Origin of the sequence: Parabacteroides sp. CT06, assembly GCF_002257605.1 — a bacterium.
In the GTDB taxonomy this organism is placed as follows: domain Bacteria; phylum Bacteroidota; class Bacteroidia; order Bacteroidales; family Tannerellaceae; genus Parabacteroides; species Parabacteroides distasonis.
Window position 1 is genome coordinate 769,298 of record NZ_CP022754.1, and the last position, 14,213, is coordinate 783,510.

The 14,213-nt window shown below is 41.1% G+C and carries 14 protein-coding genes; 9 read left to right on the plus strand and 5 right to left on the minus strand.

Annotation, left to right across the window (positions count from 1 at the left end):
* The first annotated feature begins 5 nt into the window (after positions 1 to 5).
* The 9 genes from CI960_RS03285 to CI960_RS03325 all read left to right on the plus strand — a co-directional run bounded on the left by CI960_RS03285 (position 6) and on the right by CI960_RS03325 (position 7,233).
* Entirely contained in the window at positions 6 to 974 is a 969-nt protein-coding gene (locus CI960_RS03285) for a GNAT family N-acetyltransferase (RefSeq protein WP_005855157.1), read from the plus strand.
* Positions 975 to 985: 11 nt separating this feature from the next.
* Positions 986 to 1,822 carry a polysaccharide deacetylase family protein gene (locus CI960_RS03290; RefSeq protein ID WP_005855159.1) on the plus strand — a complete coding sequence of 279 codons (837 nt, stop codon included), beginning with the start codon at positions 986 to 988 and terminating at the stop codon, positions 1,820 to 1,822.
* Positions 1,798 to 2,883: a glycosyltransferase family 4 protein gene (locus CI960_RS03295; protein WP_005855162.1), complete on the plus strand. Its 1,086-nt coding sequence runs from the start codon at positions 1,798 to 1,800 to the stop codon at positions 2,881 to 2,883. The genes CI960_RS03290 and CI960_RS03295 overlap by 25 nt, the downstream gene beginning before the upstream one ends.
* A 229-nt stretch (positions 2,884 to 3,112) precedes the next feature.
* Positions 3,113 to 3,601 carry a serine O-acetyltransferase gene (locus CI960_RS03300; RefSeq protein ID WP_005855164.1) on the plus strand — a complete coding sequence of 163 codons (489 nt, stop codon included), beginning with the start codon at positions 3,113 to 3,115 and terminating at the stop codon, positions 3,599 to 3,601.
* A 9-nt stretch (positions 3,602 to 3,610) separates the two neighbouring features.
* Positions 3,611 to 4,804: a hypothetical protein gene (locus CI960_RS03305; RefSeq protein ID WP_005855166.1), complete on the plus strand. Its 1,194-nt coding sequence runs from the start codon at positions 3,611 to 3,613 to the stop codon at positions 4,802 to 4,804.
* Between the two features lie 14 nt (positions 4,805 to 4,818).
* Positions 4,819 to 5,517 carry a WecB/TagA/CpsF family glycosyltransferase gene (locus CI960_RS03310; RefSeq protein ID WP_005855168.1) on the plus strand — a complete coding sequence of 233 codons (699 nt, stop codon included), beginning with the start codon at positions 4,819 to 4,821 and terminating at the stop codon, positions 5,515 to 5,517.
* Between the two features lie 11 nt (positions 5,518 to 5,528).
* Entirely contained in the window at positions 5,529 to 6,689 is a 1,161-nt protein-coding gene (gene wecB / locus CI960_RS03315; RefSeq protein WP_005855170.1) for a non-hydrolyzing UDP-N-acetylglucosamine 2-epimerase, read from the plus strand.
* Between the two features lie 8 nt (positions 6,690 to 6,697).
* Entirely contained in the window at positions 6,698 to 6,925 is a 228-nt protein-coding gene (locus tag CI960_RS03320; protein ID WP_005855172.1) for a hypothetical protein, read from the plus strand.
* Entirely contained in the window at positions 6,922 to 7,233 is a 312-nt protein-coding gene (locus tag CI960_RS03325) for a WbuC family cupin fold metalloprotein (protein WP_011965868.1), read from the plus strand. Before CI960_RS03320 ends, CI960_RS03325 begins: the two co-directional genes overlap by 4 nt.
* Positions 7,234 to 7,751: 518 nt before the next feature.
* On the opposite strand, the gene CI960_RS03330 is transcribed toward CI960_RS03325, so the two are convergent.
* The 5 genes from CI960_RS03330 to CI960_RS03350 all read right to left on the minus strand — a co-directional run bounded on the left by CI960_RS03330 (position 7,752) and on the right by CI960_RS03350 (position 14,200).
* Positions 7,752 to 8,777, minus strand: coding sequence for a glycosyltransferase family 2 protein (locus CI960_RS03330; RefSeq protein WP_005855175.1), 1,026 nt, complete (start codon positions 8,775 to 8,777; stop codon positions 7,752 to 7,754).
* Positions 8,774 to 9,664: a lysophospholipid acyltransferase family protein gene (locus CI960_RS03335; protein ID WP_005855177.1), complete on the minus strand. Its 891-nt coding sequence runs from the start codon at positions 9,662 to 9,664 to the stop codon at positions 8,774 to 8,776. The genes CI960_RS03330 and CI960_RS03335 overlap by 4 nt, the downstream gene beginning before the upstream one ends.
* Before the next feature lies 1 nt (position 9,665).
* On the minus strand, positions 9,666 to 11,000 hold the full coding sequence (gene mtaB / locus CI960_RS03340; RefSeq protein WP_005855180.1) for a tRNA (N(6)-L-threonylcarbamoyladenosine(37)-C(2))-methylthiotransferase MtaB: 1,335 nt from the start codon (positions 10,998 to 11,000) through the stop codon (positions 9,666 to 9,668).
* 331 nt (positions 11,001 to 11,331) lie between these two features.
* Positions 11,332 to 12,399: a 6-bladed beta-propeller gene (locus CI960_RS03345; RefSeq protein ID WP_005855182.1), complete on the minus strand. Its 1,068-nt coding sequence runs from the start codon at positions 12,397 to 12,399 to the stop codon at positions 11,332 to 11,334.
* Positions 12,400 to 12,484: 85 nt separating this feature from the next.
* Entirely contained in the window at positions 12,485 to 14,200 is a 1,716-nt protein-coding gene (locus CI960_RS03350; RefSeq protein ID WP_005855184.1) for a family 20 glycosylhydrolase, read from the minus strand.
* Positions 14,201 to 14,213 lie beyond the last annotated feature (13 nt).

Here is a 14,213-nt window from a genome sequence, read left to right on the forward strand (position 1 = left end):
TAACAATGATAATAGACAAAGATACTTTTTTCCAAATCGTTGAGAAGTTTGAATATATTCCTTTTGAACAAACTTTGGCATGGGAGAATTATAAAGATGAAAGTGGCTCTCACTTCATTCATTTTGTGGATGATAAATCAGCTCCAAATATATGTTGCTGGGGGAGAATTATAAAGAAACCATTGGTTGGAAAAATATTGGATATTCAAGGTGAAATAAAGCAAACAGCGATTACGAATAAGCAGATTCAACATTTTTGGAAAAATGTGATAGAGGAAGCATCATGCAATATGATTACTTACAATAGTGTAAGCGAATATTCGTGTAATTATGAAATATCAATGCGCAGGGCGGGTTTTATACGCCCATTAGGAAATCGTGTATGTCCTTTGACTATATTCATTCAGACTCAAGAAGACCGTGATACAGATCGAAACTGGCGCAGAAATTTGAAGAAAAGTTTATCAGAAAATCTCGTGTTTAAGGCTATTGACCAACCGACATTAGAAAATGCACAGGAAATAAGTCGCATGTTTGGAGAACTCAAAGAGATGAAAGGACTGGGATATGATCTTGTTCCCAATCAACTGATGCAGATTCTAAAAGACGACAATTTCAAATTATTCTATACTTTAAAAGATGATATTCCTCTTTGCGCCAGAATTGTGTACATAAAAAACGGAATGGCTGCCGATGTGTTTGCTGCCAATTCCTTCGAATCAAGAAAATATTCAGCAACCCATTTTATGATGGAGCGGATTTTTGATCATCTAAAAGAACAAGGAATCAAGGTCTTTGATTTTTCAAGGATTCCGCCAAGTAACAATGAGACAGATTCTGTATACGTCTTTAAAAATAGTGCAGGAGGATACCCAGTACAATATAATGGAGAGTGGATTTGGAGTAAAAAAAGAATCTATTCCCTAGCATTTTGTGTTTACAATTTCTTCATACGAAAAGCTCATCAATACTAACAGAGAGAAAAATGAACAAACGAGAAATAGTCGGATATGCGCTTTATCAAATAGGTAAATTCGGCAGGAAAGAACCCGATTTTTTATCGATATATTTTCACGACCCAGCTCCAAAAACGTTCACATCCATCTTGGAGTGGTGTAAAAAGAAAAGTTACCGTTTTATAACTCTCCAAGAGTGTTATGCTATTTTGTCGGGTAAAATTAGGCAAGAGGGGAAAGTTGCTTACCTTTCGTTTGACGATGGGTGGCAATCGAATTTGAATCTTATTCCGATTATCGACAAATATCAAGCACCAATCACGATATTCGTTTCTATCGATCCTCTGCTTTCCGGTAATTTTTGGTGGGAATATGCGCTTGCAGATGGAATTGAGTTAAGGAATAAAATGAAATTGATGAGTTATAAAAAATTCGTTTCATCATTGGAATCCTTAAAAAAGAAATACTCACTTGAGCGTTCCGTTCTAACTGAGCAAGAATTGGTTAAAATTGCATCTCATCCGTTAGTATCCATACAGTCTCACACAATGTCACATCCCATATTAACTAACTGTGATGATGAGATACTATCGTATGAGTTGAACAGCTCCAAAGCTTATTTAGAAAATCTACTCCATCATAAAATCGAAGCATTCAGTTATCCGAATGGAAACTTTTCCAATCGAGAAATCGAAGCGGTAAAAAAAGCGGGGTATAAAATGGCTTTTACAACAGAATATATCCCCATACAAATAAATCATACCAACCTTTACAGAATACCTCGCATGGCAATGAATACATATGGAGGGTATTATGAAAATTTATCTAAAATATTGGGAATATGGCAAGATATTCTAAAAAAATGAAGCTATTGATAAACACTCCGAGTCTCAAGTTTTTGGGAGGTGGTGTTGCTAATCATTATATCGGATTACGTACATTTTGGACCGAAAATGTTAAATACAATGTTGTCGGTCGGCGTGGAGGAAAAAGCGGAAGCGGTAAGTATTGGTTGCCTTGGGATATTTTTAAATTTATATTTCGTCTGCTAACCTTTCGCCCGAATATTATACTCCTTAACCCATCGCTTGGAGATAAAGCCTTAAAGCGAGATTTTATATATTTAAATATTTGTCGATTTTTTAGGAAGAAAACATCTGTATTTATTCATGGTTTCAATTTCGAATATGCTAAAAATGCAGACTGGAAATGGATAAGTACCAATTTGAATAAAGCCTTGTGTATTTTTGTGTTATCCCAAGAATTTAAGAATGAATTAATACGAAGAGGGGTAAAATCTGATATACATCTAACTTCAACAAAAGTACCAGATTATTTTATTTCAGGTTTTGATCTTTCGATGAGACAAGGGAAGGCTAAAAATATTATGTATAGTGGGCGAATAGAAAAGGCCAAGGGTGTATATGAAACAGTCGATACATTTTCAATACTGAAGTCACAATACAAAGATCTAACATTGACTTTTGTTGGTGATGGCTCAGAACTTCCCAAGTTGAAACAATATGTTGAGAATAAGAAAATAAAGGATGTCCGCTTTACAGGAAGGTTATGTGGTGAAGATTTTAAAAAGGAATACATTAATGCTGATATGTATTTGTTTCTAAGTTATACGGAAGGTATGCCAACTGTAGTTTTGGAAGCAATGATTTTCGGACTTCCTATCTTTACCAGAAAAGTGGGTGGTCTAATAGATTTCTTTGAAAATGGAAAGATGGGATATATATCAAGTTCTTTAGACCCAGTAGTTTTTGCAGAAGCGATGAAACCATACATTGAGAGTTCTGCTAAAATGAAGAGTGTATCACTCTATAATTCCGAATATGCAAGAACCCATTTTATTGCATCTGTTGTTGCCCGAAAATTTGAAAATACATTAAACTATGAATATTTTAAGAATCAAGACTAGTATTTTACATTTCCAATGTCTACCCATGGAATCAAGAGCATAGAGAGCATTAATTTGTAACAGGGGGTGGAGCGTAGATAATCTGCCCGAAAGTTTTGTGTCTAACTTTTTTAGGGAGCGCACTTCATTATGGTGATATTATCATATTTGACACAATTATCCACAATATATTTTTATCAAAGAAGGTGCTCGTTTGATGTTGGAAGTAAAAACAATAACACATTTTCATATGAACATTATATTACTCTACAGGGTCGAACGTTGGCTATTTGAACAACATATTCCTGTTTTGCCTAAAATCGTACAACTATTGATTTTTCTCATTTTCAATTCAAAAATAACTGCTGATTCAAAAATAGGGAAAGGGACATACTGTGTGTGTAAAGGGATTAGCACGGTCCTAATACCGGGAACAGAAATTGGAGAAAATTGTGTATTAGGATTACGATTTTCTACTGTACGGCAGTTCCCATACAAAGAAGTTCCTCATCTAAAGAATAATGTTTGGGTGGGTCCTAATGTTATTATTGCCGGTCCTGTTGTAATAGAAGATGATGTAATAATCGCAGGGAATTCATTTGTTAACAGAAGTGTTCCCCAAGGTGCTATCGTTGCAGGATGTCCGGCAAAGATTATTGGCTGGAGAAAAAATCTTGATTATGCAATTGAAACAAATCCAAAGTATAAAGAAGGTCATATGCCATTTTTGACAAAATGAATAACATCAATGAATGATATAGCCGATGCTTTTTATAAGCTAAAAAAATATTGTGAACGAGAGGATTTCAAAGGGTGGGATCCATATGACGGACTAAACTCCAAAGTATTTCAAGCATTGCCATTGCTGAAAAAGTCAGCAGTATGCAGATTAGTGGTGATACAAGGCTTTAAGCGGTGCCCGATAAATTTGCGTAAATTGGCACTTGTGCCGAAAGAATACAATGCCAAAGGCATTGGGCTCTTTCTTTCAGGATATTGTAACCTATATAAAGTTATAGAAAAACATCCAGAGAGAGAAAAGGAGCTTGGGTCAAAGCAAGAGTGTCGTCAAAAAATTACAGAATTGGCTAATTTGCTGATTGCCTTGCAGTCAAAAGGATATAGCGGATCTTGCTGGGGATATAACTTCGATTGGCAGGCAAGAAGGCTTTTCCTTTTTCCGAAATACACTCCTACGATTGTGGCAACAAATTTTTGTGCCACAGCTCTGATGGAGGCATACGAAATAACAAAACATACGAAATATTTGGAGGTGGCACTTTCTGCAGCGGACTTTATAATCAAAGATTTGCATCGGACATCTTATAAGGAAGGATTCTTGTTTTCGTATAGTCCGCTGCAAGGAAATGATACAGTATTCAACGCTTCACTGCTGGGGGCTCGGTTGCTGAGTTTTTGCTATCATTATACCTCAAAAGAGGAATATCGAAAATTAGCCGTACAAACTATACGGGCTTGCTGTTCAGGGCAACGAAACGACGGTGCTTGGGTATATGGAATGTTGCCCGTACAGAATTGGGTGGATAGTTTTCATACAGGGTATAATCTGGATGCACTTATCGCTTATCAGGAAATGACAGGTGACGAGAGTTTCAAACGATATATAGAGAAAGGATTTAACTATTATATCCAGCACTTTTTTGAACAGGATGGAACGCCTAAGTATTACGATAATCGCATGTTTCCCATTGACATTCATTGTCCTGGACAGTTGTTCGTAACACTTTCGAGATTGCACGAATTTGGCAATCACCGTGATTTGGCAGAAAGGGTGATACAATGGACTATACTGAATATGCAGGACAAAAAAGGGTATTTCTATTATCAATTGAAATCTGGAATCAGTTCTAAAATATCATATATGCGATGGAGTAACGCATTTATGTTTAATGCTATGATCCATTATTTGCTTTCCGAATAACATTTTTTGATTTTATGGATAAAGTTTCATTGAACGGGGTCGAAATATTCCCTTTCGATTCCGAACAGCAACTATTGCATTATGTGGATACGCATAAAGGCATGTTGATAGCGATCAATGCTGAAAAGATATTGCATGCCACGGAACAAACACGTGTCATCATCAATCGAAATATTGGGTATTGTGATGGAGCCGGTGCGCAAATGGCTTTAAAGCAGAAAGGTTATAAAGGTGCCTGTAAGATTCCCGGATGCGAACTATGGCTAAAAATTATTACTCGCTTTTACAGGGAAAAAACATTCTATCTAGTTGGTGGAAAGCAGCAAATCATAAATGAGACCGTAGAGAAACTACGTTTTGAATATGAGGATATCCAAATTGTAGGTTACCGTAACGGCTATATCAAGACGGATGAGGAGAAACGACAATTGATAGATGATATAGTGGAGAAGAAGCCAGATGTGGTGTTTGTGGCAATGGGCTCACCTAAGCAGGAATTGCTGATGGAGGAAATTCAGCGGCAACATCGGGCAATATTCCAAGGGTTAGGCGGCAGTTTTGATGTCTATACCGGACATGTCCAGCGCGCCCCGAAATGGTGGGTGGAGCATAATCTAGAGTTTGCCTATCGTCTAATAAAAGAACCGAAGCGCCTCAAACGACAGATTCATTTGATAAGATACGCATGGTGGTTATTGATAAAAAAATTATAAACAGAGAATATATGAGGAAAGTATTGTTGGTTTTTGGTACCCGTCCAGAGGCCATTAAGATGGCTCCGTTAGTGATGGAGCTTCAGAAGCAGAAAGAACGTATAGAAACTGTGGTGTGCGTAACTGGACAGCATCGGGAAATGCTGGATCAAGTGTTGGAAATATTCGACATCAAACCAGATTATGATTTAAATATCATGAAACGGGGACAGGATCTGTATGATGTAACAGCTCGTGTGCTGACCGGTATGCGTGAGGTATTGAAAGAGATAAAGCCGGATATAGTATTGGTACATGGCGATACGACAACCTCTACTGCCGCTGCGTTGGCGGCCTTTTATCAACAGATACCAGTAGGGCATGTGGAGGCAGGTTTGCGTACACACAATATTTATAGCCCGTGGCCGGAGGAGATGAATCGGTTGTTAACAGGACGTTTGGCGACCTATCATTTTTCTCCCACTCCGTTAAGTCGCAATAATCTGATTAAAGAGAGCATTAATGACCGAAATATCATTGTAACCGGCAACACGGTGATTGATGCGCTCTATTGGGTAGTGGATAAAATCAAAAACAATAAGGAACTAGATAATGAATTAGAAAGTGTATTGAGCAAAGCAGGTTATGATGTGAACCGCTTGGATAATGGCAAAAAATTGGTGCTGATCACGGGGCATCGCCGTGAGAATTTTGGTGACGGGTTTATCAATATGTGTACAGCTATTAAAGACTTGACAATTAAACATCCGAATGTGGATTTTGTTTATCCCATGCACTTGAACCCTAATGTGCGCAAGCCGATTCATGAGGTGTTCGGGGAGGATCTCTCCGGTTTGAAGAATATGTTCTTCATTGAGCCATTGGAGTATTTAAGTTTTGTGTATCTGATGGAGAAGAGTAGTATTGTGTTGACGGATAGCGGCGGCATTCAAGAGGAAGCTCCAGGATTGGGAAAACCGGTATTGGTGATGCGCGATACTACGGAGCGACCGGAAGCGTTAAATGCCGGAACAGTGAAATTGGTAGGTACGGACTATAATAAGATTGTAAACGAAGTGTCATCTTTGATTGATGATAAAGCTGCTTATGAAAAAATGAGCAAAGCTGTAAATCCGTACGGTGACGGATTGGCTTGCGGACGTATTGTAAATGCATTGCTATATAGGATATAAGCTGAATTATGAAGCTGACACTGAAAAATATTGAAAATAAGATTCTTAAAGAGGTTGATTGTGGGTTGACTGCTGAATCTGGCGATTTTAAGACATTGGCAGAAAATGTAATTGCAATGTATCGTAAGACGGAAGAAGAAAGATTGCAATTGGGGATGAATGGGCAAACCTATTATAAGGTACATTTTCAAAAAAAGGTATGTATCGACAAACTAGATCAAACAATGAAAATTTGAAAAATAATATGTTACTAGCCAATGAATTATTCAATACCATTTGGGATAAAGCTAAAGATTCAGTACGTCACAGAATACATTTTGATTTGCGGGATTCCGAAAACGATGATTCTCAAAGGATGCTAAATGTATTGGAAATTGATACAAAAATTCCTATACATCGACACAGAGATACGTCTGAAGTGGTGATTATCCTTAGAGGAAAAGTTCGTGAAGTTTATTTTGATAATCAAGGGAATGAAATAGCATCATATCTCCTTGAATATGGAAGCCCTATTCCCGGAATTTGTGTTCCTAAAGGGATGTGACATACTTGTGAATGCCTTGAGCCTGGTTCTGTGATCTTTGAATCTAAAAATGGAAGATATGACCCTCTTTCAACAGAAGAATTTCTATTCAAATAGAACTACTCGGGAAAGGCGGGAAGGATGCAGAAGAATCCAGCCGTGTCGGCTTTTATCAGAAAGACTACTTTTTTTCTTTGAAGGTGAGTCCTTTGAAAGAAGGAAAATATTATCCGGCTATAGCGGTGGGGGGTAATGACCCGTCCAGATCGATCAATTGAAGGTAAGGGGGGATATGAGCGTTATTTTATGAATTATTATGTGGCTATGACTAAACGTATTCATTTTGGCCAGCATGAATTAGGAATCCATTGGTAGGCTCTACCATGGATGAAATTGTTGTTAGTTTTATATTTTGGCGTAAATAATATGATTATTAATAACTAATATATGATTATTCGGTTTTTATATGTATCCTCTATCTTATCTCCAAGGTCTCCGGTCTTCTTTTCTCCTTAGGGGAAGTAAGAAGGCCGGTTTCTTTATCGTCTATCCTTTATCGCTTTGAATGTCCTCTTCCCTTTTAGATAAAATACCAGAATTAAACTGTCCCGCATAAGTTCCGGGATGGTGCTCAGTGTACTTTTCTCCAGATTCTCTTTACGCTTGGGCGCATATTCCGGCTTCAGCTGGTGATAGGCTTTCCGTGCCTCATAAACCGCTTTCGCATTTTGGATATGACCTTCCATCAGAAACTTAGCGGCGGCGATATAGTCCAGCCAAAAGCGAATGCGCATCACATGCTTTAAATCAGCTTCCCGGGAGTTCTTATAAAGCATCAGCAAACTATTCCGGAAATTGAGGAAGGTCTTGCGGGGACTTTCCGCGTTCAAGGTGGCTCCACCGACATGGTAAACGATGGATTGTGGGACGCATATCAACCGATATCCCCGGGAACGTAAACGCCAACACATATCGACCTCCTCTTGATGTGCGAAGAATCCGGCATCCAATCCCCCAACTTCCTTATACGTAGCCGTACGAACGAATAAGCAGGCTCCTGTCGCCCATAAGATATCGGCGGGAGTGTCGTATTGCCCCTCGTCCTTTTCCACGATATGCAAGATTCTCCCCCGACAAAATGGATAGCCGTATTTATCAATGTATCCTCCGGCCGCACCCGCATACTCGAAGTATTCTTTATTTCGTTGAGCCCGTATTTTGGGTTGGACACAAGCGATTGACGGATCAGAGTCGAGAATGGCAATCGGGGCATCTAACCAATTGGGAGTAACTTCTACGTCGCTGTTTAATAAAACGCAATATTCATGGTCGAGCCTTTTGAGCGCTTGATTATATCCTTCGGCAAATCCGTAGTTCCGGTCGAGGCAGATAATGCTGACCGTGGGGAATTTTGCTTTCAACATCTCGATCGAGTCATCGGTAGAACCGTTATCTGCTACGATAACCTCCGCCCATTCCGGAGAGTTGGATACGACGGAAGGAAGGAATTCCTCCATTAGCTTTCTTCCGTTCCAGTTTAAGATGACAATCGCTACTTTTTTCATCCTTGCTGCTCGTGTTTATGTTTCCAACGTTTATGGGTCCATAGCCAGTAGGCCGGATCACGCAAGATCATTTTCTCTAAAAGTCGTGCGTATCGCTCGGTGATGTAATTCTCCGGAGTCTCTTTTGGATTCTCCGTAATCAGCTTCATGTCTACGGTGTAATATCCTCTTTTTGCCTTTTGGGTATCGAGGAAGATTACAGGCAGGTTCAGTTTGCGTGCGATACGCTCCGGACCGGTTAATATGGCCGTATCTTGATGAAGGAACTCGGTCCAATAATGCAGGTTCGCCTTGCTGGGTGTCTGGTCCGCCAAGAAGATGACGACTGAGCGGGTCTTGTCTTGTTTTAACTTGATGATATCCCGTATCGTATCGTTTTTCTTGATGCCGAAAGAACCGAATTGCGTCCTGAGGTTGGCGAATAGCTTATCAAAAGCCTTGTTGTTTAACGGGCGGTATATCTGATAGATACGTGAGTCCTCGAAACGGGTGGTCGAGCCGGAGAACCATTCCCAATTGCCATAATGCCCCATCGTGAGGATGAAGCAAGTATGGCCTTTCGCCATAAGTTGGTCAACCAATTCCGGGTTCCTCAGATAGGCTCGCTGTTGTATCTCATCCAGAGAGATATGGGCTAGTTTAATCGTTTCTACGATATAATCGGCGAAATGATGATAGAACCGACGTTCTAATTGGCGTAATTCTGCCTTGGATTTATCCGGGAAAGAGGCGGTTATATTACGGCGCACTACTTTTACCCGGTATCCGGCTATCTTATAGATAAGGACATATAGGATGTCTGATAACACGTATAAAGCTCGCATGGGAAGTAAGGCGTGTACTTTTACCCAGCTATAAAGAAAGGCATATTGTATTTTATCCCACATCTTAGTTGACGGTTGATGATTGATTGTTGACTATTAATGCGGTGCGATCCTCATTCCAGCCGCCTAGTACGACTTTGCGGGTCTCATTGACCAAAGCGGCATCATAAGGGATTTCTACCTTTATATAGTTCTCGGTGAAACCGTGCATCTTGCCGTCTTTCTTGGTATGCTCGAATAAGACATTCGCTTCCTGTCCGATATGGGCCTCATAAAAGGCATGTAGTTTCCGATCCGAGATATCCAAGAGTTGTTGGCTGCGTGCATGCTTGGTCTTCGGATCTACCACGTGATCGATCTTCAACGCTTGGGTTCCGGGGCGTTCCGAATAGCTGAACACGTGAAGTTGGCTTATATCCAAACTGCCTATGAATTGGCGTGCCTCCTCGAAGTACTCGTCTGTCTCGCCACGGGTTCCAACAATTACGTCTACACCGATAAAAGCATGCGGCATTACTTCCTTGATCTTTTCGATCTTATGACGGAAAAGAGCGGTGTCGTAACGGCGGCGCATTAATTGCAAGACAGCATCGCTGCCGCTTTGTAAAGGGATATGGAAATGAGGAGCGAAACGTTTGCTGTGAGCCACGAAGTCTATTGCCTCGTCGGTAATCAGATTCGGCTCGATGGAAGAGATACGATAGCGTACGATTCCATCTACCTCATCCAAAGCCCGGATTAAGTCGATAAAGGTCTCGTCGGTACTTTTGCCGAAGTCCCCGATATTCACGCCTGTCAATACGATCTCCTTGCCTCCTTTACGTGCGACTTCCTGCGCCTGTTCCACCATGCTGGCGATCGTCCCGTTCCGGCTTCTTCCGCGGGCGAAGGGTATGGTGCAATAAGAGCAATAATAATCGCATCCGTCTTGTACTTTCAAGAAATGACGGGTACGGTCGTCCGCCGAGCAGGAAGGGGAGAAGGAACGTATATCCTTGCTTTGTGAGGCGATAACCGCTCCACCATTTTCTTTCTTCTCTAGGTTCTCCAGATATTGAAGGATCTCTAATTTCTGTTCGGCGCCAAGAACCAAGTCAACGCCTTCTATATGGGAGACTTCCTCCGGCTTCAACTGTGCGTAGCAACCGGTCACCACGATAAAGGCACCGGGGTGTTGTTTACCGATCCGGCGAATCGCTTGCCGGCATTTCTTGTCGGCTAGTTCCGTTACGGAGCAAGTATTCACCACGCATATATCCGCTTTTTCACCGGGGCGCACCTTGCGTACCCCTTGTTCGGCTAATAGCTTTCCAATGGTAGAGGTCTCCGCAAAATTTAGTTTGCAACCCAGCGTATAATAAGCGGCCTTTTTATTGTTAAATACGGTCTGATCTATCATTTTCGATTTAGTTAGAGTGCAAAGGTACTAATTAAGCCCGGATTAGTAAAGAGTTCGGATTGAGATGGACTTAAAAACTCATTACTATTGCATAAATAGTTTTCCGGAAGCTTATCTATTCTTTTTTGCTATTGGATATATTCTACAAACCACGGCGTGGTTTGTGCGATTCACGTCGTGGTCTGTATAAACCATGACGTGGTCTGTAAAAACCATGCCGTGAACTAAGGAATAGATACAGTCAAGCAACATTATTTATGAAGACTTGTTATCGAATAGTCCTTGCTGCGGCCTTGTTTTGTTTATTGTGCCGATAGAGGAAATACGGCAACTAGGGTTCCACTAAGATTAATACCGGATTGTTATCATTCTCGGGTTGCTCCCAGTCGATTAGGTAACGGTTGTCGTTTGAGATGTATTTGGGAGTGAAATAGGCTTCTTCGGGAAGTTCAAATGAGTTTTCCGGGTATATGAATTGTACATAGGCTAATTGCTTCTCCGCTATATCATAATATAATGTATAGGTATCTTTATCAGAGAAGTTATGCATATAGAGCCGGTCTCCGATTTGCCCGGGTATGACAGGGATTGTCTTTGTCCTGAACAGGTCGTTTTTTATATCGTCTATCGTGATATTATAACGGAGTTCCTCGGGTGTTCGGTATTTACCTAGATCGAGGACGGCATAAGGAGTTAGCTTCATGTCGTTGGAAACTTTAAATATCGTATCGCAGAACAACTCCTTAAATGCGGCAATCTTATTTCCGTCGAAAGGACGGAACTCATAGGTAAATGTCATGACGAAAGGAGGTTCTGTATAAGATTTATAGTAAGGTATGCTATCCGATATGACTATATCTTGGCAAAAATAGAACCGAATGGGTGCGTTGCCAGAGAGGTTGGGTACGTGACCTAGGATAACGTTCGTCTTAGGGAGGGGATAAAATCCCCGGATGTTCTTATCCGGAATTTGAATGGTTTGGTGGAATTTCCCTTGCCAATCGTATATCTTTATCCGAGTGGGGCTATCTTTTATATAAATAAGATGATCATGAGGTTCTAGTCCGGATATACGACTAAACTCATCCGGACCTCCTCCTTGTTTGCCGATATCGTATAAATATTTTCCTGCCAAGTCGAAAACGGAAGCTCTGTTATCATGCTGTACCAATAGCTTATCGCCATGTTTAATAATGCGGGAGATGTATTTGATCAAGATTGAGTCATTCGTTTGCAGAGGGATGAATTGGATGGATTTCGCCCATTTCTTTAAGGCTACTTCTTGAGGCTGATGGTCAAAAACAGTTGCTAGGTCAATTGTTATACATTCCTCTGATTTCTCGCTTGTGCCGGTACAAGCGGTTAGTAATATCGCAAATATAATAAGCCATTTATTCATAAAAATATCTTTGTCCTAAAGTTGATAGGACAAAGATATTTAATTTGTTTCGAAATATTCGTAATATTATGAAGATTTTGTACTGCTATTTCCAATCCACTAAGGATGATTTAAAATAGTTCCAATCGGCCTTTTCCCATAAGGGGGCTTGCGCACCAAGTCTTACTTTATATTCGTCCCAATGTGTGTTCTCTACTTTGGACCAACCTTTTTCGGCGACACCTGCCAAACGAGGCATTAACAGGAATTGCAGATCTCTGAAATTGGTGATCGTCTCGCACCAGATAGCGGCTTCTATACCCGCTACATCTTTTTGAGGATTCTCTACAGTCGGGTTGAAGGTCATCGGGTCCCAGTCGTACATTTCTTGGATCGTTTGTTTCTCGTAGGCGGCCATACCTAAACGTTCTTGCTCCGCGTTTTGGGTGGAGTCCGCACTTGGTTCCAGATATTTATGGTCCAGATAAACGTAACCGCTCGGCGAGAGAATCACTTTCGCTTTTTTGGATATACCAAGACCCGGATCTTTTGGTGCCTCTTTCATGAATTCGGCGAATAAGGCCATGATCTCTTTATATTCGGCAGGTATATTATCTTTTTTCTTAGAAGAGTCCTCGTTTTTTTGCTTCAGATAAATCCAGTGCTGGATGACATCGCCTTCCGAGATATCCGCACGGGCGGTTTCTTGCCAGCCGACCATTTTCTTTCCATTCTTCAATACGATTTCCCGTGTCTTATTTATAAAACGGACGAACTTATCATGGGGTAAGCCGATCGCCTCGTCGCCTCCGATATGAATGTAGTTTCCGGGTGCTAAAGCGGCTAGCTCCGCGATAACATCCTCCGTAAATTGCATCGCTTTCGGATCATCTACATCGAGGGCATTGAAGGCCTGCCCCGGGATGTTAACCTTGGTCTTGAATTTAACCGCGTTCTTGAAATCCGGATAGGCGGCGAATACGGCAGCTGTATGCCCCGGGATATCCACTTCCGGGATGATCGTGATGAAGCGTTCGTTCGCGTAATTCACGAGATCCTTGAATTCCTCTTGCGTATAATAGCCTCCTTTTCTCCCGTTGTTGGGAAGTTGACCTCCTATTTCCGCTAGCTCGGGATATTTCTTGATCTCGATACGCCAACCTTGGTTATCGGAAAGATGCATATGCAGTACGTTCATCTTATATAAGGCGACCATATCGATCACTTGTTTCACTTCCTCGGGATCGAAGAAGCAACGAGATACATCGAAAGAAAGCCCACGCCAAGCGAAACGAGGTGAGTCCTTCACTTCCAGTAGCGGTAGATAAATCTTCTCGCCTCCGGGTTGTAGATTACCACCCACGATTTGTTTCAAGGTAGTGATACCTCGATAGATACCTTCTAGGGTAGTGGCCTTGATGTAGATGTTTCTCTTTTGGATGGAGAGGGAGTAAGACTCATCTACGGGGACACTATCTTTCGGACTCAATCCATAAGCTTTTGGCAGGTCGGCGAACTCTTTCGGATCTGTCAACTCGAGGAAGATGATGCAATTCGATTCTTTGTCTGAGGCGGAAGCCAGCTTGATGCCGGATAGCTTTTCTATCTCGTTGGATAGCAACTCGCCCATACCCTTTAAGGATTCGTCCGCATAACCGATCTCGATGCCGGGATGGATCGTGAATGTACCTTCGCCTACTGTCATTTGGGCCGGAGCGGGGATAATGCTTACGCTTCTTTCTCCAACATCTGGGGATGAACAGGCGATAAATGTAATAAAACTACAGAGGGTCAATGCCCATGCGAGAGTGATTCTTTTCATTCTTATTTTAAAT